Raw genomic sequence first — 23,155 nt, forward strand, 5'->3', positions numbered from 1 at the left:
ATGCTAGGCTCAGGAGGTTTGCTCAAAAAGGCGTTTCCCTTGTCTCAGTCTCTACCGTCACCACCTTTGTATCGGGTGGTGTTAAAGCTGGCGTCTCCAGCGATCGCCCATCTCTGGCTTCAATCTCTCATTTTTCTTGTCGATCGCATTATGCTGGGGCGCTACTCCACTGATGCCCTGGCTTCGTTACGCATCAGTGAGCCCCTAATCTGGAGTGTAACGGGGGTACTGTCAGCCTTCAGTATTGGAGCCGTGGCCCTGGTGGGTCGTGCCGTAGGGGCAGGCGATCGCCCCCTGGCAACTACCACAGCTCGTGTTAGCCTAGCCTTTGCTACGGCTGTAGGGCTACTCTTCACCCTATTCAGCCTGCTTGGGCTAGATGCCATTCAATATCTGTTTCCAAATTTATCCCCGGTGGTTTGGGAGGCAGCGCGGGGGTATATCCAGATTGTGTTTCTGGCGATGCCGATGTTTTTAATGGCAGAGGTTTCGGCCGCGATGCTACAGGCGTCAGGCAACACACGCACACCGTTTCTCGTGGCGATCGCTGCGAATCTGGTCAATCTTGTCTTGAACTACCTGCTGATCTTCGGTAACGGAGGTCTCCCCGAATTGGGAGTGCGGGGGGCTGCCGTGGGCAGTGCAATTGCGATTACGCTCAATGCCATTGTGCTGATTGGGGTATTGGTGCGATCGCGCTCAACGCTTAGTCTACGCAGGGACATGAAGCAGCGATTCTATGACGGCTCAGAGCTGGCGACCCTGAAGCGAGTCGTCCATATAGCGCTACCCGCTGTGGGGGAACGGCTAACACGCGGAATTGGCTATATGGGTTTCACCATCATCATTAGTGTGCTGGGCAGTGTTGCGATGGCCACCCATGCGGCGCTGTTGGGATTAGAGGAACACTGTTACGAAGCAGCAGATGGGTTTGGCATTGCGGTGGCGGCTGTGGTGTCTCAAAGGCTGGGAGCCGGGAAACTGGAAGAGGCGGAGCGTGGGAGCTGGATCACCATGGGGATGGCGATCGCCCTCCTCAGCTCCTTTGGCCTCGTCTTCGTGATCATTCCCGCACAACTTCTGGGCTTGTTTACAGAAGACACCCGCATTGTAGAAATGGGCATTCCCTGCCTCTATGTGGCCGCCCTGGCCCAACCCTTTATGGCTGCAAGCATCGTACTGGAGCAAGCGCTTCGCGGTGCCGGGAATACCCGTACGGCTTTCTACATTTCTCTATCTGGGTGGCTGGTCGTGCGGTTAATCGCCACAGCATTTTTCGTATTTGGGCTGCATTGGGGATTGGTAGGAGTTTGGCTCGGTTCAACGTGCGATTGGATGGCACGGAGTATTAGCCTGGCTATCGTCTTCCGCCAACATCATTGGCATAAAGTCAGTGTCTAATGCCCTGGGCCATACACCTTATCTGAGCTTACAAGGATAAGCACACAAGGCATGCCATACGCTAGACGCTCTGTCGACGAGTTCATCAGACATCCTGAAATACTTCAGCCTGGGGAGAAGGGTTAGGATCGATCGGCTGTTCAGAGTCAGTACGCTCATGCCAGCGCTGAATACCATCTTCTGCAAAATCGACCGCGATCGCTTCCTGTTTCTGGAGGCGATCGCCCGAATCCTTGTCAAAGGTTTCCCAGGCCCACTCCATCACAGCCGTATTGCCATTAATGCGCACGTCTTGAATATCGATGTGCTTGATTACAAATTGACTAAGCAGTTCAGAAAAAGCTGTCTGAATGGCTTCCCGTCCTTTGCAGTGATGCCCTTCACGGATAAATTCGCCTTCTGCTACAAACAAATCCGAAAAGCGATCCACATCGCTATGAACCCAGTACTCTTTTGCCTGGAAGAGGATTGCCTGCATACGATCAGTTTCGAGCATTTCTCACCTCTACAAAAATGAGTAGAAAGTTTTGCAGATACTTACGGCTGACACAGCACGGGTGAACAGAACATTCAATAGCAAACAGCGCATCTCAACGTTACTGGATTGCCCCAGGCGGAGCATGGTCAAATTGGCATACTTTTCGGCTCTAACAACTGGATTCTCGGATACCCAATTGTTACGGGGTCTATCGCAAGTATGAGCGATGGATACGTGGACTTAACGTTACACTTTGCATTCTGGGAAATTTAAGAGCTTCCTTTTTATCACTCGATTCAGCTAATACAGCGTTTTTCAACCGCTTAAAACCTGGTTGTTTTTGTGAGAGCCGCGCTCCGCGCGGCTCTCACAAAAACAACCGTGTCTGACTCAAGCGCAAGGCGCTGTATATTGTTTTCAAAGTTTAGTTTCTAAGCAGGCCAATCCATTTCATGAAAAGCTTTTTTTTGTATAGCTTGCTTATAGCTTTAGCCATTTTCATCTTAACGAGAATAGCTATGAGTATAGACGACATCTCTTTATAGAGTCGTGGCTAATTGCAGAGCATTGTAAATACTCAAGCGCCTACCATACTCTGCAATTAGCTATGGCTATAAAAGTAGTTTTATTTAATCCAGTAAGTTCTTTTGATAGATGCATTAGCTTGTTGATCTTCGGTAGAACACCTGTAAATCACATCGAGAGAAGCTAAACAAAACTCTTGATGTTTTATGACCTGTAAGACAAGGAGAAAATCATGGTTAATGCAAGCCAATCCCGAGCTAACACCGGCACCGGAAACACCGAATATAACTTGGTCAGCATCCTCTACCATTCTTTAGAAGAGGCTGCCACTTGTGAGCAGTATATGGCAGATGCAGAGCAGCAAAATGACCAGGATATTGCTCAGTTTTTGCGTGAGGTTCAAGATGAAGACCGTCGCCGTGCCGATCGCGCCAAGCAGCTTCTAAAGAATCGCCTGTAGCAAACAGAAAGCGCACTCATCAACCAGAAATGATAGGTATCATTCATATCCGTTGTTGAGCGCTAGTTTGCCTTAGTTTTCGTGTAATACACACGAAAACAGTTATCTAAATTAGACTTGAGATGGAGTTTGAACAAATTTCAAACTCCATCTCATTTTTTGTACTGATTAAGCTCAGGGTTTTATTGCCATCGCTACAGAGTTTATCAAGAGACAAAGCAGGCAAATTAACACTGATGCTTCCCTACAGCAACGCATCAAAGTAATTTGAACTGATGCGATCGCTCATCCAGAACAATTCTCAAATACCTCCATCCAAAGGCATATCTTTCGTTCATGCCTGGCTGTATCAGACAATTTCATACCTTAGATGATTGTCGAGAAAAGCGTTTATTTTTTATATACGCAAAGAGTAGGCGAAACAGACTCTCGTGTATAAAAGTTCATCTAAGTTCCATGACACAGCTCTGCTGTAATTGATAGGCACATTCCTAAGAAAAGCCTAAGTCTGAGCGGTCCACTGGTGACCATCACTAAAGTAGGAAGAAAGCCCTCTGGAGAAAAAATCAATCATAGGGCGAGTTCATAACTTTCCCTGTCGTTAGGCCTTTAAGATCGCGGCTTCAACTCTAATGATTCAGAAAACTGAGTATATGCCTGAAGTGGGAGTAGCTCCACTGGTGGAGACTTCCGCAGCGGATCAACCCCTGAACACGACTGAACCAGCAATTGCCCGCACCCGCTGGCTTGTTTGGAAACTGGCGATCGCTACCTGGTTATTAATGGCAGTGGGTAGTGCAACCCGAGTCATGAACGCCGGGTTGGCCTGTCCGGATTGGCCTCTCTGCTACGGCACCCTGTTTCCAGCCCAGCAGATGAACCTGCAAGTTTTTCTAGAGTGGTTTCATCGTCTCGACGCAGCCCTAATTGGCGGTTTTACCATCGTGCTGTTGGGTTACACCCTGTGGGAGCGCAAACAGTTGCCTCGCTGGGTTCCCTGGACATCTGCTCTAGCGTTGGGTTTGATCCTAATACAGGGCTTACTCGGCGGCCTAACCGTAACGGAAATGCTGCGGTTTGATATTGTCACCGCCCATCTGGGCACAGCATTACTTTTCTTCAGCACCCTTCTGGTTATGGGTGTCATGCTGCGGCCCTATCAAGGAACGGGCACCGTTGGCTATTTACCATGGGTCAGCCTGGGCGCCGCTGTGCTGGTCTATCTGCAAAGTCTTTCAGGCGGTTTAGTTGGCTCCCGGTGGGCATTACACCAATGTCTGGGTGGCTTTGGCAACCTCTGCACAGTGATGAACGCTCACTTACTGGGTGTTGTACCCGCTAGCGTCGCTGTACTCGTGCTGGTCGTTCTAGCCTGGCGCACCCCAGCTCTCCACAGAGCCCTACGCACCCTGACCAATCTCGCATTCGGGTTCCTTCTTCTCCAGGTTTTGCTGGGCGTCGCCACCTTCCGCCTGCACCTGCAAGTGGAACTGCTGACCGTTAGCCACCAGATGATTGGTGCTTGTTTGCTTGGCACCCTGGTGTGCTTCACAACCTTTGGGTTGCGCGATCGCCATCAAACCCGTAGCTGGGCCGAAACCGCAACCGAAACGTAATTTCTTTCACCCAAACCCCCATTTGCCCATGCAAGATACCCTTGTTACCCCCACCCGCCACCACGAAAACTTGGGGCAGGTCATCCGGAGCTACTGGCAGTTAACCAAACCTCGCATCATCATCCTGCTCCTCATTACCACGGCAGGAAGCATGTGGATTGCCGCCGAGGGCCGTGTGGATCCGGTTCTTCTCTTCATCACCTTGTTGAGCGGAGCCCTGGCTGCGGCTTCAGCCAATACCATTAACTGCCTCTACGATCGCGACATTGACTACGAGATGGAGCGCACGCGTCATCGTCCGCTGCCCTCGGGTCGGATTCAGCCCTTGCATGCCCTATTGTTTGCGATTGTCCTCGCCACCATCTCCTTCACCCTATTGGCAACCTTTGCCAACTTCCTGAGTGCCTGGCTAGCGATGTCGGGCATTGTCACCTACGTTTTGGTGTATACCCACTGGCTCAAACGCCATAGCACTCAAAACATCGTCATCGGCGGTGCGGCTGGGGCGATCCCACCACTGGTCGGTTGGGCGGCAGTGACAGGAGAATTAAGTTGGGTGGCCTGGGTTTTCTTCGCCATCATCTTTTTCTGGACACCTCCCCATTTCTGGTCGCTGGCTCTGATGATCCGCAAGGATTATGCCAAGGTCGGTGTGCCTATGCTCCCTGTGGTTGCCGGAGATGTGGTGACAGCCAAGCAAATTTGGATCTATACGCTGCTGCTGATCCCTCTCACCCTGCTGCTGGCCTTTCCACTCCACGCGCTCGGTGCCATATATGTGATGTGCGCACTGGTACTGGGCGCTCTGTTCCTGGTAAAAGCGTGGGCTTTGCTTGAAAAACCATCGGATACGGATGTGGCGCGATCGCTCTTCAAATACTCCATCTTCTATATGATGCTGCTGTGCGCTGGAATGGCCTTGGATACCATGCCCCTATCACAGCATTTGGATCAGGCGATCGCCAACAATCTGGACACCGTCCTCACGCCCGTCTCCCTCAGCCAACTATTCCAGACACCCTGGTAACAAACTCATCATTCAGGCTCAAAAATGAAAAGCGCGGCACTTCATGCCGCGCTTTTCATTTTTGGCTTTGAAGCCCGAAAACCGCTTGCCTTCAAGCGGTTTTCGGGCCTAATTCCATACTGAGAACTGCTAACTTCTTTTCAGCAATTCTCATTTTGGAATCCAACCCGAAAATAGCCCGCCTTCGGCGGGCTATTTTCGGGCTTCAAAGCTGAGAGTTCCTGCCCGAAGGGCAGGAACTCTCAGCTTTGAAGCTCATACTGAGAATTGCTGACTTCTTTTGGAAAAGTATACAAACCCCTTCTATCTTTGATAGAATTAGAGACGCTGTTTAATCCATCCTCAGAGAACCCTGCGTTCATGGCTAAGAAAAGCATGATCGAGCGCGAGTTAAAGCGCGAGAAACTGATTGCCAAATACTCGGCAAAGCGGCAAGAGCTGAAAGAGCAATTTGCAGCCGCTACTTCCCAACAAGAAAAACTTGAAATCCATCGTCAGATTCAGCAATTACCTCGCAATAGCGCTCCGAACCGCCATCGCAATCGTTGCTGGCTCACCGGACGTTCTCGGGGTTACTACCGTGATTTCGGTCTGTCCCGCCACGTGATTCGTGAAATGGCCCACCAGGGATTGCTTCCTGGTGTTGTTAAGTCAAGCTGGTAAGGGCTTGAATGAATTTAATAATTGAAATCAGGGGCAGATAGCTGTGTGCCCCTGATTTTTGTTTGCTGCCTTCCGGCCGCCATTCGTTAACCCTTCTTCTGCCAGTACTTGTAGGCCGCGTAGGCCATCGTTACCACCCCAGTTATGATCGCTTCCTCATTTACCTTAAACTGCGGGTGATGCAGAGGATGGTTGACCTGATCCTCAAACGCCACCCCTAGTCGAAACATCATGCCGGGAGCATGGCCCAGGTAGAGGGAAAAGTCCTCGGCTCCAAGAGACGGTTCTAGAAGAATGCGGACGCGATCGCTTCCCCACGCCTCCGATGCGGCAGATTCGACAATCTGCGTCAGGGTAAAGTCATTCTGCACAGACGGAACCCCCCGACGGTAGTTGAGGGTGTAGCGGGCCTCATAGGTCTGGCAAACACTGGCAACAATTTGCTCAATCCACTCAGGTAAGCGTTCGCTGGTTTCAGGGTGGAGCGATCGCACCGTTCCCAGCATGCGCACCTGGTCAGCAATCACATTGGGAGCGCGACCGCCCTGAATTTGACCAATGGTGAGCACCACAGGGCGCAGAGGATTCTGAGTACGGCTGATAGCCTGCTGGAGCGAGGTAATCACCTGGGAAGCAATCCAGATCGCGTCGATCGCCTCATGAGGGCGGGCACCGTGGCCCGATTCGCCAATAATCGTAATTTCTAAATCATCTGCGGCTGCCGTCAGCGCTCCATAGCGGACGCCGATACTGCCCCCCACCACCGAAGGCCACACGTGCACTCCCAGAATGGAAGATACCCCCTCCATGACCCCATCGCGGATCATCCAGTGCGCTCCCTGCGCCGTCTCCTCCGCAGGCTGAAAGAGGAATCGGGTTGTTCCTGGCAGAGGTACCCCCAACTGAGCCAGAATCATCGCCGTTCCTAGACCCACAGTTGTGTGCACATCATGGCCGCATGCATGCATGACTCCGGGGTGACGAGACGAAAACTCTAAATCTGTACGCTCCTGAATGGGCAGCGCATCCATATCTGTGCGAATCGCCAGGATTCGTTCGTCCGTTCCTTCGCCCCGCAGTTCTGCGACGACCCCCGTCTTCCCCACCAGCTCCTGAACATGGAACCCGAAAGAAGACAGCACCCCTGCCACATAGGCGGCTGTTTGGTATTCCTGGCCGCTTAACTCGGGATGGCTATGGATATGGCGGCGAATTTCAATCAGGCGGGGGGCAAGGTCGGTAGCCAGGTCTTTGATGCGACTAAGCATGGATCCTCGAACGTTGGGGTGTAGTCTCAATAATAAAGACTTGTTAAGGCATTGGCCCGGACAGTTCTGTGAAGTATTGGTTTTGTTATGGACAAATCCTACGTAAAATCAATACTTCCCAGAACCCTGTTTGGGCCTTGCACAGAGGTACAGGATTTACTAGGTTTAGTGGAGTTAGTGCATCTGCACTCTAGCGGAATCCCCATATATAGTGTCATGATGATTGAAAGTCTACATCTGTAGGGTTTGACCTGCGACGTACTTTCCCTCCCGGACGCATGACCTACACCCTTTCTGCGGCTAAGCTGCAAACCTACGATCGCTGCCCGCTTGCCTATTACTTCCGCTACGAGCGTAAGTTGCCTGGAACTGCTTTCTACGGTTCAGCTATTCTAGGTACGTCTTTACACCAGGCATTAGCGCAAATTTACCACGATTGGCACTATCAAGACGCCATCCCTCGTCGGGATTGGATTGACTATTGTTGGAGCCAGCATACCAAGGGCCTGAGTGAAAACCAGGTCATCGAGGGGCGCAATATTCTACAGCGGTACTATGAGTTTTTCATTCGCTCTGAGAGTACCATGCGTCGCCCGGTGGCGGTCGAAGGCCGCATCCAAGGCACCCTTCAGGTCGAAAATCTAGAATTCATCCTGTCAGGTCGTTACGATCGCCTCGATTATCTGGATGATGGGCTGGAGTTAATTGACTACAAATCGAGCAAGGACACAGAACCTGCCCTGCCCGATGATATGGATTTGCAAATTGGCCTGTACTACCTGGCATTAGAACAACGCTATAACCGCAGCTTAAAACGGCTCAGCCTGATCTACCTGCGAAGCTCGGAGAAAGTCAGCTATGAAGTAACACCTGAGCATCGGGAACAGGTGCAGGAAATCGTTTCTGAACTGGCTGTGCAGTTGCGCTATGACCGCAAGTGGGCTCCATTTCCTGGGGAACAGTGCAATCGCTGTGCCTATGCTCGCTTCTGTCCCGAAATGCGGGCTGAACCGGATCCTTTACCCGAGGAAGCTCGGCCAGAATCAGGTTTGCAATTAGTCCTTAGCCTATAAAGCTCAGTTTGTTAGGTCTTATCAGTCCGGCTCCCTTAAGGGAGCCGGACTATTTGGCTTTAAAGCGGCTGTCATGACGGCTTTGAATGGACACTACAGGACATTCGGTGTGTAGTTCTGAAAAAGCTGACAATCGCCCTTGCAAACGGTGATGACGGTTTTGACCCCCCCGCGCCGAGTGAAGTCTCCAATGACTCGCATACCCGCAGGTTCCAGTTCATCCCAGAGGCGATCGCAAATCACGTTCACAACGCCTTCATGGCTGATACGCTGATCCCGGAAAGCGTTGACATAAAGTTTGAAGGCTTTCAGCTCTACCACCCAGCCCTTCGGTTGATAGTCCACCACGATCGTTCCAAAGTCGGGATACCCTGAGCGAGGGCACAGTGCCGTGAACTCTGGATGTTCCAGGTGGATGGTGTAGGCATTGGAGGACGGATTAGGCCACTTTTCAAGGGGCTCCTGAGCCGCTTGCTGGATGGCCTGGTCGCCATAGTTCAGCACAGTATGAGTCATAGTGGCAGAAAATTTCTGGATAAAAGACGCAATTTTCTATTTTACGATGGGCGATCGCCCTTAATAAAGCACCCGTTGATCGTGTTCCCAAGGTGTGGTCAGTTGTGATGGGAGGGGGGCTAAGCCCTCCTCCCATCACAACTGACTCCCTGAGTCATTATTTTCGTGGAAGATCTTCATGAGGATTGAACACAATGGTTGAGAAGCATGTGCAGGAAATCCCTATGGATGTGAAATGGCTGGAGTGGGCTCAGAAATTGCAGGCGATCGCCCAAAACGGTCTGACCTACAGTGAAAATCCCTTTGATATTGATCGTTTCCAGCAGGTGCAGACCGTTGCGGCTGAAATTATGGCCACCTACTCTGGGATGGAACCGACCTATGTTCTTGACCTGTTTAAACAGGAGAGTGGATACGCGACACCCAAAATAGATGTCCGAGGGGCTGTCTTTCAGGATGACAAAATTTTGATGGTAAAAGAACGGTTTGACGGTCGCTGGACATTGCCCGGTGGCTACGGAGATATTGGTGAGCCCCCAAGCCTCGCTATTGAGCGAGAGATATTTGAAGAGTCTGGTTACCAAACCCGTGCAGTTAAATTATTGGCGCTCTACGATCGCAACCATCCTCGCCATAACCATCCTCCCTTTGAATACCATATCTACAAGCTGTTCTTCCTCTGCGAGTTGATTAGTGGGTCTCCCACAAGCAGCATCGAAACGGAAGAAGTCGCGTTTTTTGCAGAAGACGAAATTCCGGACTTGTCCCTGACGCGAGTCGTCCCCAGCCAGATTGCGCGACTATTCGAACACCATCGGAACCCTGATTGGCCTACAGATTTTGACTAGTAGACCACGGCCTAAGTTCGTCACCTATTTTTTGTGTGGGGTGCTTCGCACCCCACACAAAAAATAGGTGATACATTTACGCCTCAGCATACTAGAGCCTTAGTACTTCACCACACCAAGTTTGGGATCTGTCAAAATCCTTGTGGTGGCCTAATAGGAGGAGCAGCAGAACAATGGAAAAAGCAACGTTTGGGGCCGGATGTTTTTGGGGTGTTGAAGCCGCCTTTTGTCAAATCAATGGAGTAGTGTCTACTTCGGTTGGCTATATGGGCGGGCACTTCGAGCATCCCAGTTATCTTGATGTACTGTCACGGATTACTGGACATGCTGAAGTGTGCCAGGTCGAATACAATCCATCCATTGTTCAATACGACGAGCTTCTCAATACGTTCTGGCGCATTCATGATCCCACCAGCCTAAATCGCCAGGGAGCTGATCGGGGAGAACAGTATCGTTCTGTCATCTTCTACCACACGCCCGAGCAGGAGCGGCAAGCTCGAAGCTCAAAGGCAGAGCGCGATCGCTCTGGTCAGTACAGCAAACCTATTGTGACGCAAATTCAACCCGCATCTCAGTACTGGTTCGCAACAGAAGAACATCAAAAATATTTCGAGAAGAAGCGCATGCAGCAGTCTGCAATAAAAGACTGAGCCACACAACAATGAATTTGCAATGTCCAATTTGATTAATGAGGTTTCTGCATAAGAATTTACCCAGAATGTTGGTGCTTTGCCCGCTTCGCGGGCAAAGCACCAACATTCTGGGGGTAATTTCATTACTGGAAATCTCCTAAGTACATCTGGTAGTATGCATGTCGTACCACACATTACCTGCCATATTTAATCAAATTGCTGTATGAGGCTATAGCCATTCGGTGAGGACAAAGAGGGAGCAGGCTGCTCTCTCTTTGTCCTAAATTGAAGGTTGCCGCTACTCAGCCGGAGTTTGTATTACACGTGATCCGCCTATAAATTCACGGTTTCTATAAAAACAAATGATCATGTGACCCTATGTCAGAGTTTTCCAAGTCATCTGCCGTTGTGATTCAAATTTCGTATCAGGAAGCATTCCCAGCTTTTTGTTCGTAATAACCCGAGATGTGTTCGTAAACATGCTCTGGGAATTGTAATTCACGGTAAACATTGCAGGAATCTGGATCATCCGGTGTTGGACAAATGGGGAATTCCTGTTGTTGTTGCCATTCCAGAATGCGATCGCGCTTCGGTGGATTGTAGTCTTTTCCTTGCACTTGCAACACCAGCGCCCGAGCTTCCGTTTCACCCATGCCGGGGTCTTTTTGCAAGTACGCTATCACTTCGTCTTCATCCAGAAAATGCCGCGCCACCATGGCGAAGGTTAGCCGCCCATAATGCCCAATGTCTGTACCATCCTCCAGGGCATCGAGCAGATGCGCCATCATGGCACTCTTTTGCAGTTCTTCTAACATGTCAACAGCTCCATTTCTCATCATCGCGCTTCCTCCGTTATAGAAGCTAAATGTGAGGGATGACGTCTATCTCAGGGCCTGCCATAGTTCGATTGTACTAACCACCAAAGACTGTCTTTTTACATACACCAACATGCTCACCAATTTTCTCAAGCCCTTGGTTTTACGTCCACAACGTACATGCAAAATTAAGGGCTTGAGAAAATTGGTGAAGGTATTGCTATCAAATGGTTAGTGAGGGCATCAGAAGCTATTGAAGGCAATGCCTTCAATAGCTTCTGATGCCCTCACTAACGGGGCCAGGGCTATATTGGCTGAGCGCGTAGTGCTATATAAAAAGTCGCCGTTCTTTGAGAACGACGACTTCCTGATTGAATACGCTGTTATAGGGTATTACAAATTGGCGATATTGAGACTATCTGATAGCCTCTTACAGCCGTTCCCAAGCTTGGATAACAGTTTGCAAAGCTTGAGGCAGGCTGCTTTCTTCCAGGTCAATATACGACACGGTACTGTTCATAGCCTGTATCGTCGTTGTTGGATAATCGGCCAAAGCCGCAGAGGTCAGGTAGCGCATCCCATTCAAGTTAGGAACTTTTTGCTGGCTAAGAAGTTGTTGAAACTGCTGCACTTGCTGGGGTGTAAGGCGCTTAATGACCGTCGTTCGGGGCACTGATGAGTTGATCCCATTGGTAGTCGTGCGAGACAAAACACCATCCTGAGTGAGGAAAGTTTCCGTCGTATCACCGCGCAAGCCACCCGATACCATCATTTTGAAAACGACGTCAGTGCTGGGCAGAGGAAGTTGTCCCTCCGCCGGAATAAACGATGGTGTAATGCTGACGCCACTGCCACTGGCGGTTATATTCTGCACGATGCGTGAGCCTTCCTGGTCAACGTGGTAGACCCAGCTTTGGCGATCGCCCATCACAATCACCCGATATCCCGAGATGGCAATCCGCGTGCAGGCCTGGCCCGGATTGAAAATACCCATGCAACCATCAAAGGTTTTTGGCTCGGACTCAATCACTCGTAGGGTGTTAGCAGGAACATTGGCCTGCTGAGCGATCGTCGTAAACAGGCGGTCTACAACTTGGGGGGGTAACTCAGCGCTGTTCTCGCCTTCCATCTTGATCTGGCGTGCCTGCAAGTCAGTGCGGTACACCCAGGTTTGTTGCCCATCTGTCAGGGTTACGCGCCATCCCTCAACCAGGGCCATCATGCAACGCTCATTAGGGGCGGCCAAACCTAGGCATGCATCGGGCCAGGTTTCGCGAGTAGCACTGAGAATTTGGACATCCCGCGGGTGCAGGTCGAAACGGCGAGACGCATCCCGCTGAATGCGTCGAGCGACCTGCCGGGGCAAGGAGGAGGAGGGGGAACGCCGCGCTTGAGCCATAGTCACACCATCTGATGGCGTGGCAGCGATCGCAACGGTTTGAGAAAGAGTTTGGGATACGCCGCCAAACATCATCATGCTCATCAGGGCGATCGTCAAAACTTTCTGGGGCTTTTTCATTCTCATAGATTGCAGACGAACCATAATTTCCACCAATCAGCCGTGAGGACTTCAGAAACTTACTCTCTTACCCTAATGGCTGGTTAGGGGTGAACCGGGCGTTGTTACAAAATTAGCTACAGCATATCTTGCTAGACGGTTATTTCTTGTGTTTACAGACCGGGAAAACTAGCCCTGACTTGGGCTGACAGCGTTTATCATTCGGGTAAGACGCGTGGAATATGGCCACACGTCTTACCCGAATGAGAAGGGGTGCAAGGTCGCTGTCAGCGTAACCCAGGGAGCTGTAGCCAAGCGATCGCGCATCGTCTGCTCATCGGGTGTCTTCTCCCCCAGAATCCGTCCTTCAAATACAACGGTCACTTGCTCCGTCTGAAAACACCATGGCTCTACCTGAAGTTGGGTAGGGTCTCCATTCATGGGAGCCAGAGTCAGAACCGTACGTCCCATTGGGATGGGGACATCCGCAAACTCCTGTTGTTGCGTGACTCCCATACAGATAGCCAGTGACAAGGCATCGAGAGTTGCTACGAGGCGTTGATTGTGGGCGATCGTCTCCGGTTTCACGTAGAGTGTGTAGGCCGGATCCTGCCCCAATTGCTGAATCAACTCCTGCTGAAATGCTTTTTCTTGTTGCAAGAAGGCTTCGACAATTTGAGTCGATTCTGGTGATTGTTTCCAGTGGGTGAAGCGCTCATATAAGCCTGTTCCATGAAGCGACACGAGTAATGCGGCATAACGCCCCATCGGCATGACCAGATGTTTAGCCCCAGCCCACAGTTGAGTATGCACTGCGGGTGCGACTTCCATAAAGCTGTGGGGATAACCTGTTTCCGGGTTAAAGGTTGGAGACGCTTCCCAGGGAAGCCAACCAATATCATGCTGTTCTGCCCCTAAACAAACCGCTTCGTAAGGTGAAACCGGGCCAAAGCTCTCATTTCCCCAAACCTGGGCTAGTTGCCCTGAAACCCAGGCATGAGTGGGTTGGGTGATACAAATGCGCTCCGAACCAATGGTGCGATACAACATGGCTGTCCTGCTGAGCAATACTTGATAGGCGGATAGGGCTTGAGCAGTAGCTGAGGTGGGGAATGATTTGGGCGATCGCCCTCCAGCCAGATTCCCAGCCCTTGGAATTGGCGGGGTTTGCATCGTTTACAGTGGAACTGATTATTTCAACTAGAAACAATCGATTGATCCCAGCCTTTTCAAGGCTAAATGGTTTACAGGTGAATGCCTTCATGCCAGGGGCTAGTGTTGTGCCCAGGCTGCGTCAACTTTTTATTAACTGCCTACTAACCGCATAGGTTATACGTCTTTCTGAGGGCCGCGCGATGCATAGCTCTTAAAAAGACCTATAACCCGAACTGAGGTTTTATTAGCAATACTCTGGACAGTTTTTCTGAAACCGTTGATTTTGCGTGCGCGAAGCGCACGCAAAATCAACGGTTTCAGAAAAACTGTCCGAACTAATGATTAGGATAAGGGGAGTACGTACGGATAAAAGTATGGCTAAGGAAGAAAAACCACTTACCGGAGAAGCCCTCGTTAAGGAGGTGTGCCGGCGGATTCGGGTAGCCCGCAGCTATTGGGATGCCCACAATAATGCGGCCTGCCGGGGAGAACGCGAAAAAGCTTTGGCCCTCTACAACACCCTTACTAAGGAACAAAAAGATCAAATTCCTCAGCAACTACGCATCTGGCTCCGCTATCGCAGCGAAAAATACTTTGGTCCCCATCGCACACCCCCTCAATCGAAGCGCAAGGCAAAGTAGCGGTGTCAAATTGGGTTGGATGGACTGCAAAGAGAGCCACGCTCTTTTTGCAGTCATACGCTAAAGTTTGCCTTCAAAGCGTTGATACCAGAGGATATTGCCTGCCACAGTCAATGTCAGGGCGCTTCCTCCACCCACCCAGGCCAGCATCGGATCGTAGCCACTTCGGCCCAGCGTTTCCATCCACCGATGGGTTAACTCGGAAGCGACAAACTGATCCGCCATGAGGGGAAAGAGATACATCAGCGCAGCCCCTACAATGAGCCAGCCCACCATCGATGCGAGCAGGAAAATAGTTTTAGCCGTTGACTGAGTACCCATGGGCGATCGCATATAAAAACTACCGTCGAGATTACCACGACCCGCACCCAGCCATTATTAGGATTCGTAATGGCCTGACTAGCTGCTCCACCTCTACAGATACAACCAGGAACTTGCTGTCAAATAGAATCCGGAAAGTGGGCGGGTGAAGCCCACTCTCCGGATTCTATTTGCTAAGCCCTTAGGACAAGTTATGTTTGAAAAGCGACGCTCAGTAAGGCTTTTCAAACATAACCTTCCTGGTTTAAGCGCGTCGCGCTATTAACGATTGATTTCAAGTGTGGTGAGTGAAATTCACCACACTTAAAATCAACGAACCTCTTTTTTACCGTTGCTGTGTAACGACAAAAAAGAGGTTTTGTTTAGTTTTGGATCAAGACGATCTGTGAGTTTACCCAAAATAAGCCGGCTCATTTCCGGGCTTCCATTTGATGTTGCAGCCAATGCTGGGCTTTTGCTCCGCAGGGATGGGTTGTCCGGCTAGCACTGCATCCAGGGCCGCGCGAAGATCACGGCCATCGACAGGAAGACCATTACTGGGGCGGCTGTCGTCTAATTGCCCCCGATAGACGAGATGGCGATCGCTATCAAACAAGAAGAAATCCGGCGTACAAGCAGCCGTGTAAGCTTTGGCGACATCCTGGCTGGCATCATAAAGCACCGGGAAAGTGTACTCAAGCTCCTGGGCCATCTGCTTCAAGTTTTCCGGAGAATCATCTGGGTAGCCAGAAACATCATTCGCGCTGATAGCCACAATAGCGGCCTTTGAAGCATAATCCTTGCCTAAGCGGGAGAACTCCTGCTGAACGTGTTTCACAAAGGGGCAGTGCCGACACAGAAAGATGACCAGAAGGGCAGGTTTTCCTGCAAAGGTTTCCAAGGAAACAGTCTCACCAGTCACAACATCCGGCAACTGAAAATCAGGGGCAGCAGTGCCAAGGGGCAACATGGTTGAGGCGGTTAGTGCCATAAATAGCGCTCCTGTAAAAACGTTGATTTCTTCTTACCCTATATAAGCAGCTCAACTCAATTAAACCTAGAACCCCAAATGCTGCACAATCCTGCGAAAAAGTGCCTCTTTCAGCCAGTGTTAAAACATGCTCAGAACTGACGTGTTTATGTTGTAGTTGGGGTGCTTCGCACCTCAACTACAACATAAATGCTCTAGATATAGCGGACTTGCGTAAATCCTGATGCTCTGGAAATAGACATGAGGCAAAGCCGCAGAGCTATCTTTAGCAATTTATCAGCTCGCTGATCCAGAAAATTGGGAAAGAGACACCAAATATTAAACTAAAGTTTTTTATGATCTGTATAGGCGATCGCAAACGTTCTATCAATTTAGCCCTTATACCAAACCAATATGAAGCTCCATATAAAACGGTATAACATCTATCTTTAGGATGATGGGTCTAAAGCCATTACGTGGATATCTAGGGCGCTAAAAAGTAAAGCTTCAAAAACAAAATCTTACGTTCTAGTCCCATGAAGCTTATGCAAGAAATTATGCTTGTTCTGCATAAGACTAGGAGACAGACTGAGTGTAATTCGTTATATGTAGAATACGTATCCCTAATCCAAATAGCGAGCTGAGCTAAGGCAACCTGAGCATTTCTCTTCATAGAGCAAGCTCAGAGTTTTACTGGGTATAGGCCGGAGACCAATAAAGATAGAAGAATTAGGCTCCCATTTCTAAGGAAAGGTAGCCTGGCAAGTCGTCTGATCGCAGTCCAGTGTTGTCAACAGGTTTACAACGAGAGGTAGAAGCGATGGAGCAACAGCAGATGGAGAAAAAAACCAATAGTGAAATGATTGGAACCACCGTAGGCATTGCCCTGCCCTCTCAAAACTTTGATGTTTGGGCAATTGCTGTTCGCAAGCAAATGCTGTCTGCATTGAAAAAGCGTGGGCATCAAGTCGAAAGTTAACGCGTACACAGAATAACGCTCAACATACAAAAAACTACTTAAAAGTGAATCGTTTGTATTTCTGGACACGAGATACAAACGCCTCCGCTTTCTTCAGTAGTTTTTGGCACTATCGCAGCATATCAGTACGTTAAGTACAAAAGGAATCGGGCGTGTTTTATATTCCGCGCCCGATAATTTTTATTCCGCTAAAGAGCTCGGACAAAATAGAACCCCATTTTTTAGAAAGCTCGACTACGTGAAGCTTTTTAAAAAATGGGGTTCTATTAAATTCACGATCCTAAGGTGTAGCGGTTTCTCCGCAGTACGCATTCACATCCTGAACCAGAGGAGCCTCTCGTTCTGTTGCAGATTGAAACTCGCTGCGGGCCTTTTGAGCGGCTGTAAAATCTTGTGCATTGAGAGCTTCAGCCAGGGTACGGGCCGATGTACTCACATCCCCATAGAGGTCGACAAACCGTTGCTGAAATGATTCTAATTCCTCATCTGATAGAGAAATGGCTGCCATTTCTTGCCGCCCTCGATCAAAGCTACCGGCTACTCTTTCCAACGCCTCAGCATTGGGTTGATTCCCAGCACTTACGATGGTCTGAACCTCGCCCACAGTTTTGTTGGTAACCTCCGTCAGACGGTTGCATTGTGCTGCACGATTATCACTACACCCCACAGCCAGAAGGGTACAAAAAACTGCGATCGCCCATTGAGATTGCCGCACAATTGAATACACCATAACCCGATCAGTAAAAAGAGCGCGAGAACCAACCTGAACCGCCAACGCGGTACAGCCATGAATCACCCTGGGCAACTTACATTGTAGGGAGGGCAGCAGAGAGTGTGCTTAACCCGATGTAACCCTCAATACAGTTACCCACGGTTACAGGCATAACCGTGTCGGTCTAAAGTCTATCGCTTATGAACAGTTTAGAGAATGTACGAAACGTTGATTCTCATTCTTTTCCACACAAAAAATTACGCAAAAACGAGCACTTCATCAGTGACAAATGTTCGGCAAAATCAAGGACTTGGGAAAATGGCAGCAATTCTCATTTTGAAATCAGGCCCGAAAACCGCGCGCCTTCGGCGCGCGGTTTTCGGGCCTCAAAGCCAAGAGTTCACGCCCGTAGGGCGTGAACTCTTGGCTTTGAGGCCCATACTGAGAATTGCTGGGAAAATGGCGAGCATGTTGCAGATTGCGTCAGGCTATATTTCAAGCCCTCAAACAGAATTGCTTACACCACAAGAGATACCTTTGACCCGTCTATAGTCTTGTTCACCTCAATACGCGTCTGGAAAGCCTCCTTCAACCGCGGCATGTGGGTGACCGTGAGGATGCAGGCAAAGTCATCAGCGATTGCCTGTATCGCAGAGATGAGGCGATCGCACCCTGCCTCATCCTGAGTGCCAAACCCTTCATCCACAATCAGCAATTGCAGTGCCATCCCCGAACGTAACGCTAACAAGCGGGCCAACGCCAGGCGGATCGCAAAATTAATCCGAAAGGCCTCACCACCCGAATAGGTTTCGTAGGGGCGAGTTCCTCGAGCGTCAGCAATGAGAATATCGAGTGTGTCGATCAGACGAATCGCTTTGCGGTTACTGCCCTTACGACTGCGTTGCGTAACAAACTGCACATGCAATTGGTGGTTGCTGAGTCGCCCCAGAATTTGATTCGCCTCCGCCTCTAATTGGGGCAGCACGTTCTCAATCATGAGCGCCTGGATACCGTTCTTACCAAACGCTTGCGCCAGTTCTTGATAGACCCGCAACTGACGACGCGACGCTTGTAAGCGATGAGTTTGCTCAATCTGCTGGGTTTTCAGCGTTTCCAGGTGCTGCTGTTGCTGCTGCAACCGCCCAATCTGAGCGATCTGGTCATCCAGTTGTTGACGTCGTTGTTGTAGCTGCCCCTCCATCATGTAAATCGCGGGTTCCGGATCGGGCTGTTGCTCTAACTGGTGGGTTAACGCCTCTACTTGATCGGTTAGCACCTCCAGGCCTTGATAGCGCTCCCGAATCAACCCTTCCAGGTCTTGCAAGCGTTGCGCCAGTTGGGGGTATTGCTGTTGAGCTTGGGCCAACTCCTGTTGACGGAGGGGCCACTGTTGAGCCTGCCGTAGAGCTTGACGGAGAGCGGTGTGGTGATCCAGATTGTAGGCGATCGCAACAATCTGTTCCTCCAACTGCCGAATCTCCTGCTGTAAAGGAGCAGTGGCGATCGCAGCCAGTTGCCGCTGAATCTCGGCTTGCTGTACCTCTAGATCGGGCAAGCGTTGGAGAAGATGCGATCGTCGCCGTTCTGCCTGTTTCAGTTCGGCCTGACGAATTTCAGCCCACCGCCAGCGATCAACCTCACCCCGTGCTAAGGCATGGTTTTTGTCGTCATAGTTGAGTTGGGCCAGGGTGGTATCCAGCAGCGCCAACTCCTCCTGTAACTCAGGCGCATACTGCTGGTGCTGGAGAGCAGATTCCAGTACAGCCTGCTCCTGCAAAAGCTGCTGCAACCGGGTCTGCCCCTCCGAGGCACCCTGAAGCTGCTGTTGCAATTGTCCCCGCCGTTCCAGAACAATTGCGTATTGCGCCAACTCTTGCTCCAGTTCCCGATATTCCTGACGCAGCAGTTGAATTTCTCGATCTGAAGTGGTGAGCTGCTCTCTCAGCACCCAAATTTGTTGCTGGATATCCTGTTGTTCCATGTAGTAGCGCTCCAGCACCAGCGCCCAGTGGTGCTCATCGAGGGGGCGATCGCACAACGGGCAGGGAGGAAATTCGGCCTCTTCCACTACCTGCTCTGCATAATGCCCACCTCCTTCACGTACCCCAACCGACATGACTTCTGCGTGGGCCGTCGCATCTTGAGCGTGGCTTCCATGTTCCCCATGCTCCAACATGGCAATTTTGTGGGCCAGTTCCGCCAAATGGGCTTCATATTTACGTTGTCGCTCCTGAAGCCGTTCTAAAAAGTTGCGTCGCTCCACGCCTTTTTCCCGCACCTGTTGCTGGTAGTAGCGGCGTTGCTCTAAATAAGCAATCGACGTGGAAATTTCGAGCACGGCCTGACGCAAATGGGGTTGACGTTGCTGCTGCTGTTGAAGCTCCTGGGTGGCGGTACGTAATTCCTCTAAACGAGCCCCCATGCGGGTCTGGAGGCGGTCGAGATCCGCCTGAATGTGCTGCCGTCGCTGTAATAGCGGAGCCGCCTCGACCTGCTGCTGGTCGAGAGCCGCGAGGCGATCGCGTGCCCGTTGCAAGTGCCCTAAAGCAGTCTCCACATCTCCCGACTTTCGCAGAGTATGGTTGACCTCTTCCAATTGTTGCTGCAGGTTTTCCTGCTGAACCTGAAGAGTACGCTGCTTATCCTGGAGAGTCGACACATGGGCCTGGAGCTGGGATTGAAGCGTTTGTAATTGCGCCGTTGCCGCCTGATGGGCGTGAAACTTAGCAGATTGGCTTTCCTCCTCAGCCAGCAGACGGTAATACTCCTCACATCCGACGGCGATCGCCTCCGCTTGCTGAAGCACCGCTTCTAAGGCTTTTTGCTGCTGGCGAATCTGGTGTTGTTCTTGCGTTAAACGCTGGCAATCTTGATGAAGCAATTGCTGCTGTTGTTGTAACAGGCCCAATTGCTGCCTCCAACCCTGCCGTTGTTGACGAACGTGTTGAAGTTGCTGCAGAACCTCCTGGTCGTGGGCTTGCTGCTGGTGCAACTGCTCCAGTTCAACGGTGAGGTTGGTGTGGGCGATCGCCAACTGTGACCCTTGCTCTAATTGAGTGCTGAGACTATCTAGCGTCCGCTCCAGTAATTCCACTTCAGCTTTCAGTTGGCGTGCTTGTTCCTTGGCCTGCTCAGACAGTTGGTCGTAGCGATCCAGTTGCAGCAGATCGGCTAGCACTTGTTTGCGTTCACCGGGCCGCTTCAGCATGAACTCATCAGCCCGGCCCTGACGCAGATAAGCGGAATTGACGAATGTTTCGTAATCCATTCGTAGGGTTTGCACAATCAACAGTTGGGTAGCTCGCATTCCCCTTCCGGTGAGGCTACGAAACCCGTTGTTCGTCTGCACTTGAAACTCTAGCTGACTCGTTTGCCCCCGCACGCGAGAACGAATGACCCGGTAAGTTTGCTCCTGGCACTGAAAGACAAAATCAACTCGGGCCTCTAACTCTCCCTGGTGGATCACGTCATCGTCAGTGCTGGCTCGTCCCTGCCCCCAGAGTGCCCAGGCGATCGCCTCTAACAAAGAAGACTTCCCTGCCCCATTCGCTCCACAAATGCAAGCGATATGCAGCCCTCGGAAATCCAAAGATGTATCCCGATAGCTCAAGAAGTTTTTTAGGGTTAGCTGTAGAGGAATCATGCCAACCAGAGATACTGTGTGATCTCAGATTAGCAGTACGTCTGAACTTTAATACATCCGCTCTGACATTTTTTGCCTTATTTTATCGGGGTTTGGACGATTTTCATTGTTCTCTATATGAGGTAAAACTCAATATATGGTGTAGAGCTACTTCTCAAACATTTTCAGCCTATATATCTTGCGTTCAAGCAAACGAAGTCTCGATCCCATGAAAATTCTTTATGTAGGAACAAGCTTTCCCCGTGAAACGTTTCACAGTACTCAAACACCATTCAAAATTCTTCTAGAAAAATAATTATTTGTAGTGAGTTTTCAGATCCTCAAGTTTTTGCAGATCTAAGGAGATTTCCAATAATAAAATTATCTCCGAGATGTGGATGCTTTGCCCGCTTTGCAGGCAAAGCATCCACATCACGAGTAGATTCTTATGCAGAAATCTCCTAAGGATCTGAAGTTTCTTGGCTTAACCTTTAAGTTTCAATAGCTCCTCCATCGAAGCCAATAACTTAATCCTGGCAGATTCAATTTGGAAATTAGAATTCACCTGAAATTTCCAACCCACATTGACAGCAAATATTGGGGTCTGAACCTTACCCGTCACCTGACATTCATAACCATCCGATTCTGCTGGCTGAACCGAACAATTTTGAGGAAAAAGTTGTAATCCTCGTGCCTCTGCCTTTAGATAGGCTGTAATCGCTTCTTGCCCTTCCATCGCTGTATCAAAGGGCGGAAATAATATTCCACAGGGCGCAAAGAGTGCAGCGGCCGCATCAAAATCCTGGTTATTTAGAGTTTCGAAATAGGTATTGATGAGATGGGTTAGAGCAGGATGATCTGGAAATTCAATGAGGTTGGGGCGATCGCTCACAGATTTCACGTCCATAGGAAAATAGGAACCAATGAAGGAATAAGACCATTATCCTCCCAGTTTTAATGCCGAAGTAACTCTGTCAATAGTCAGGTCAGTTTATTCTTTCCTTGGCGGGGTGATCTATTTGTCTATAATTGATAACTTTTCAACAGCGAATTGAGGAATTATTGTGTCTTATACAACTACCAATACCTACCCTGATTTAGTGCAGGCTTTTCAACAATTAGATACCGATGAACAGCTTGCATTGTTCTGGTATATCTACACTGAAATGGGCGAATCTGTTACCCCTGCAGCCCCCGGTGCCAGCACTGTTTCCACCAACGTAGCCGATTCACTTTTCGAGCAAGTGAAGGCGATGTCCCGTGAAGAGCAACTGCAAGTACAACGGGATCTGATCGAGCGGAAGAACAGCCTGATTAGCCGCGAATACGGTGCTTTCAGCGACACTACCAAGTTGCTGTTCTGGTATCTGCTGGCCGTAGGCATGAGCAATAACACTATTATTCCAATGCCTGCCGACTATGAACTGAGCCCCGAAGCAGAGGATCTCTTCACCCAAATCAAGAATCTGGAATTCCAGCAGCAAATGACTGTTTTCCGGGATTACGTTGCTCCCATGGGCGTTGACCCCACCACCGCTGAGCACGATCCTGCAACAGGTTTGTAATTTGAGGGCGATCGCCCCCTAAACCCCCAAGAAAAGGACGCAGTGCTAAGTGCTGCGTCCTTTTCTTTTATCACAATAGCCATTTGGGTTAGGACACGAGCAGGGAGCGCTTCGCACTCCCTGCTCAACAAACACAGAATGATGCGAACGAAATACCACATCATCCTGTTTTTGCTTATTCAAGCAATGTCATATCAGCAATTCTCAGTATGGGTATCAAAGCCAAGAGTTCACGCCCGTAGGGCGTGAACTCTTGGCTTTGAGGCCTGAAAACTGCGTGCCAAAGGCACGCGGTTTTCGGACCTGATTTCAAAATGAGAATTGCTGATGTCATATATAGCAATATGCAAGTGCGTTAAGTGCAGTGGTGTGTGGCACGAAGAGTGCCACA

Annotated in this window: 22 protein-coding genes; 11 read left to right on the forward strand and 11 right to left on the reverse strand. The window is 50.1% G+C overall.

Annotation, left to right across the window (positions count from 1 at the left end):
* Positions 1 to 39: 39 nt before the first annotated feature.
* On the forward strand, positions 40 to 1,401 hold the full coding sequence (locus H6F91_RS24430) for an MATE family efflux transporter (RefSeq protein ID WP_190789525.1): 1,362 nt from the start codon (positions 40 to 42) through the stop codon (positions 1,399 to 1,401).
* Positions 1,402 to 1,486: 85 nt separating this feature from the next.
* Here the strand turns inward: H6F91_RS24430 and H6F91_RS24435 are convergent, their stop codons facing one another.
* Complete coding sequence (locus H6F91_RS24435; RefSeq protein ID WP_190773244.1) at positions 1,487 to 1,897, reverse strand: SgcJ/EcaC family oxidoreductase; 411 nt, start codon at positions 1,895 to 1,897, stop codon at positions 1,487 to 1,489.
* A gap of 739 nt (positions 1,898 to 2,636) precedes the next feature.
* On the opposite strand from H6F91_RS24435, the gene H6F91_RS24440 reads away from it, so the two are divergent.
* From H6F91_RS24440 to rpsN, 4 genes are all read left to right on the forward strand, one after another.
* Positions 2,637 to 2,864 carry a hypothetical protein gene (locus tag H6F91_RS24440; RefSeq protein ID WP_190773245.1) on the forward strand — a complete coding sequence of 76 codons (228 nt, stop codon included), beginning with the start codon at positions 2,637 to 2,639 and terminating at the stop codon, positions 2,862 to 2,864.
* Positions 2,865 to 3,496: 632 nt separating this feature from the next.
* Positions 3,497 to 4,480: a heme A synthase gene (locus H6F91_RS24445; RefSeq protein WP_242035955.1), complete on the forward strand. Its 984-nt coding sequence runs from the start codon at positions 3,497 to 3,499 to the stop codon at positions 4,478 to 4,480.
* A 28-nt stretch (positions 4,481 to 4,508) separates the two neighbouring features.
* Positions 4,509 to 5,507: a heme o synthase gene (locus H6F91_RS24450; RefSeq protein WP_190789526.1), complete on the forward strand. Its 999-nt coding sequence runs from the start codon at positions 4,509 to 4,511 to the stop codon at positions 5,505 to 5,507.
* Between the two features lie 360 nt (positions 5,508 to 5,867).
* Positions 5,868 to 6,170, forward strand: a complete 303-nt coding sequence (gene rpsN / locus H6F91_RS24455) for a 30S ribosomal protein S14 (protein ID WP_190771999.1) — start codon at positions 5,868 to 5,870, stop codon at positions 6,168 to 6,170.
* Positions 6,171 to 6,256: 86 nt separating this feature from the next.
* Here the strand turns inward: rpsN and H6F91_RS24460 are convergent, their stop codons facing one another.
* Complete coding sequence (locus H6F91_RS24460) at positions 6,257 to 7,438, reverse strand: M20 family metallopeptidase (RefSeq protein WP_190772000.1); 1,182 nt, start codon at positions 7,436 to 7,438, stop codon at positions 6,257 to 6,259.
* Positions 7,439 to 7,716: 278 nt separating this feature from the next.
* Between H6F91_RS24460 and H6F91_RS24465 the strand changes: the two genes are divergently transcribed.
* Complete coding sequence (locus tag H6F91_RS24465) at positions 7,717 to 8,511, forward strand: PD-(D/E)XK nuclease family protein (RefSeq protein WP_190772001.1); 795 nt, start codon at positions 7,717 to 7,719, stop codon at positions 8,509 to 8,511.
* A gap of 93 nt (positions 8,512 to 8,604) precedes the next feature.
* Here H6F91_RS24465 and queF read toward each other — a convergent pair whose 3' ends face one another.
* Entirely contained in the window at positions 8,605 to 9,027 is a 423-nt protein-coding gene (queF, locus tag H6F91_RS24470) for a preQ(1) synthase (protein ID WP_190772002.1), read from the reverse strand.
* Positions 9,028 to 9,251: 224 nt separating this feature from the next.
* On the opposite strand from queF, the gene H6F91_RS24475 reads away from it, so the two are divergent.
* Together H6F91_RS24475 and msrA are read left to right on the forward strand one after the other, a co-directional pair.
* Positions 9,252 to 9,875 (forward strand): NUDIX hydrolase, encoded by a 624-nt coding sequence (locus tag H6F91_RS24475; protein WP_190772035.1) that lies wholly within the window; start codon positions 9,252 to 9,254, stop codon positions 9,873 to 9,875.
* Between the two features lie 173 nt (positions 9,876 to 10,048).
* The gene (gene msrA, locus H6F91_RS24480) at positions 10,049 to 10,525 is read left to right on the forward strand and encodes a peptide-methionine (S)-S-oxide reductase MsrA (protein WP_190772003.1); all 477 of its coding nucleotides are present in this window, start codon (positions 10,049 to 10,051) and stop codon (positions 10,523 to 10,525) included.
* Between the two features lie 407 nt (positions 10,526 to 10,932).
* Here msrA and H6F91_RS24485 read toward each other — a convergent pair whose 3' ends face one another.
* The 3 genes from H6F91_RS24485 to H6F91_RS24495 all read right to left on the reverse strand — a co-directional run bounded on the left by H6F91_RS24485 (position 10,933) and on the right by H6F91_RS24495 (position 13,993).
* On the reverse strand, positions 10,933 to 11,322 hold the full coding sequence (locus H6F91_RS24485; RefSeq protein WP_190772036.1) for a hypothetical protein: 390 nt from the start codon (positions 11,320 to 11,322) through the stop codon (positions 10,933 to 10,935).
* Positions 11,323 to 11,752: 430 nt separating this feature from the next.
* Positions 11,753 to 12,841: a hypothetical protein gene (locus H6F91_RS24490; protein WP_190772004.1), complete on the reverse strand. Its 1,089-nt coding sequence runs from the start codon at positions 12,839 to 12,841 to the stop codon at positions 11,753 to 11,755.
* A 234-nt stretch (positions 12,842 to 13,075) separates the two neighbouring features.
* Entirely contained in the window at positions 13,076 to 13,993 is a 918-nt protein-coding gene (locus H6F91_RS24495) for a DUF3891 family protein (protein ID WP_199308025.1), read from the reverse strand.
* Positions 13,994 to 14,349: 356 nt separating this feature from the next.
* Here H6F91_RS24495 and H6F91_RS24500 point away from each other — a divergent pair, with 356 nt between their 5' ends.
* Entirely contained in the window at positions 14,350 to 14,616 is a 267-nt protein-coding gene (locus H6F91_RS24500) for a Precorrin-3B methylase (RefSeq protein WP_190772005.1), read from the forward strand.
* A gap of 60 nt (positions 14,617 to 14,676) precedes the next feature.
* Here H6F91_RS24500 and H6F91_RS24505 read toward each other — a convergent pair whose 3' ends face one another.
* Both H6F91_RS24505 and H6F91_RS24510 read right to left on the reverse strand, forming a co-directional pair.
* Positions 14,677 to 14,937, reverse strand: coding sequence for a hypothetical protein (locus H6F91_RS24505; RefSeq protein WP_190772006.1), 261 nt, complete (start codon positions 14,935 to 14,937; stop codon positions 14,677 to 14,679).
* 391 nt (positions 14,938 to 15,328) lie between these two features.
* Positions 15,329 to 15,907 carry a thioredoxin family protein gene (locus H6F91_RS24510; protein ID WP_190772007.1) on the reverse strand — a complete coding sequence of 193 codons (579 nt, stop codon included), beginning with the start codon at positions 15,905 to 15,907 and terminating at the stop codon, positions 15,329 to 15,331.
* A 799-nt stretch (positions 15,908 to 16,706) separates the two neighbouring features.
* Here H6F91_RS24510 and H6F91_RS24515 point away from each other — a divergent pair.
* On the forward strand, positions 16,707 to 16,865 hold the full coding sequence (locus H6F91_RS24515) for a hypothetical protein (protein ID WP_190772008.1): 159 nt from the start codon (positions 16,707 to 16,709) through the stop codon (positions 16,863 to 16,865).
* 280 nt (positions 16,866 to 17,145) lie between these two features.
* On the opposite strand, the gene H6F91_RS24520 is transcribed toward H6F91_RS24515, so the two are convergent.
* From H6F91_RS24520 to H6F91_RS24530, 3 genes are all read right to left on the reverse strand, one after another.
* Entirely contained in the window at positions 17,146 to 17,595 is a 450-nt protein-coding gene (locus H6F91_RS24520; RefSeq protein ID WP_190772009.1) for a hypothetical protein, read from the reverse strand.
* 499 nt (positions 17,596 to 18,094) lie between these two features.
* Positions 18,095 to 21,220 (reverse strand): AAA family ATPase, encoded by a 3,126-nt coding sequence (locus H6F91_RS24525; RefSeq protein ID WP_190772184.1) that lies wholly within the window; start codon positions 21,218 to 21,220, stop codon positions 18,095 to 18,097.
* A 463-nt stretch (positions 21,221 to 21,683) separates the two neighbouring features.
* Entirely contained in the window at positions 21,684 to 22,106 is a 423-nt protein-coding gene (locus tag H6F91_RS24530) for a ketosteroid isomerase family protein (protein ID WP_190772183.1), read from the reverse strand.
* 157 nt (positions 22,107 to 22,263) lie between these two features.
* Between H6F91_RS24530 and H6F91_RS24535 the strand changes: the two genes are divergently transcribed.
* On the forward strand, positions 22,264 to 22,764 hold the full coding sequence (locus H6F91_RS24535; RefSeq protein WP_190772182.1) for an orange carotenoid protein N-terminal domain-containing protein: 501 nt from the start codon (positions 22,264 to 22,266) through the stop codon (positions 22,762 to 22,764).
* Positions 22,765 to 23,155: the final 391 nt, after the last annotated feature.

Source organism: Leptolyngbya sp. FACHB-8 (assembly GCF_014695575.1).
Classification (GTDB): Bacteria; Cyanobacteriota; Cyanobacteriia; order Elainellales; family Elainellaceae; genus Vacuolonema.

Coding starts and splice junctions, on each gene's coding strand:
- H6F91_RS24530 (WP_190772183.1), bottom strand. CDS start 22,106: ATGGACGTGAAATCTGTGAGCGATCGCCCCAACCTCATTGAATTTCCA.
- queF (WP_190772002.1), bottom strand. CDS start 9,027: ATGACTCATACTGTGCTGAACTATGGCGACCAGGCCATCCAGCAAGCG.
- H6F91_RS24465 (WP_190772001.1), top strand. CDS start 7,717: ATGACCTACACCCTTTCTGCGGCTAAGCTGCAAACCTACGATCGCTGC.
- H6F91_RS24525 (WP_190772184.1), bottom strand. CDS start 21,220: ATGATTCCTCTACAGCTAACCCTAAAAAACTTCTTGAGCTATCGGGAT.
- msrA (WP_190772003.1), top strand. CDS start 10,049: ATGGAAAAAGCAACGTTTGGGGCCGGATGTTTTTGGGGTGTTGAAGCC.
- H6F91_RS24520 (WP_190772009.1), bottom strand. CDS start 17,595: ATGGTGTATTCAATTGTGCGGCAATCTCAATGGGCGATCGCAGTTTTT.
- H6F91_RS24440 (WP_190773245.1), top strand. CDS start 2,637: ATGGTTAATGCAAGCCAATCCCGAGCTAACACCGGCACCGGAAACACC.
- H6F91_RS24490 (WP_190772004.1), bottom strand. CDS start 12,841: ATGAAAAAGCCCCAGAAAGTTTTGACGATCGCCCTGATGAGCATGATG.
- H6F91_RS24435 (WP_190773244.1), bottom strand. CDS start 1,897: ATGCTCGAAACTGATCGTATGCAGGCAATCCTCTTCCAGGCAAAAGAG.
- H6F91_RS24475 (WP_190772035.1), top strand. CDS start 9,252: ATGGATGTGAAATGGCTGGAGTGGGCTCAGAAATTGCAGGCGATCGCC.
- H6F91_RS24445 (WP_242035955.1), top strand. CDS start 3,497: ATGATTCAGAAAACTGAGTATATGCCTGAAGTGGGAGTAGCTCCACTG.
- H6F91_RS24510 (WP_190772007.1), bottom strand. CDS start 15,907: ATGGCACTAACCGCCTCAACCATGTTGCCCCTTGGCACTGCTGCCCCT.
- H6F91_RS24450 (WP_190789526.1), top strand. CDS start 4,509: ATGCAAGATACCCTTGTTACCCCCACCCGCCACCACGAAAACTTGGGG.
- rpsN (WP_190771999.1), top strand. CDS start 5,868: ATGGCTAAGAAAAGCATGATCGAGCGCGAGTTAAAGCGCGAGAAACTG.
- H6F91_RS24495 (WP_199308025.1), bottom strand. CDS start 13,993: ATGCAAACCCCGCCAATTCCAAGGGCTGGGAATCTGGCTGGAGGGCGA.
- H6F91_RS24460 (WP_190772000.1), bottom strand. CDS start 7,438: ATGCTTAGTCGCATCAAAGACCTGGCTACCGACCTTGCCCCCCGCCTG.
- H6F91_RS24505 (WP_190772006.1), bottom strand. CDS start 14,937: ATGGGTACTCAGTCAACGGCTAAAACTATTTTCCTGCTCGCATCGATG.
- H6F91_RS24515 (WP_190772008.1), top strand. CDS start 16,707: ATGGAGCAACAGCAGATGGAGAAAAAAACCAATAGTGAAATGATTGGA.
- H6F91_RS24500 (WP_190772005.1), top strand. CDS start 14,350: ATGGCTAAGGAAGAAAAACCACTTACCGGAGAAGCCCTCGTTAAGGAG.
- H6F91_RS24485 (WP_190772036.1), bottom strand. CDS start 11,322: ATGTTAGAAGAACTGCAAAAGAGTGCCATGATGGCGCATCTGCTCGAT.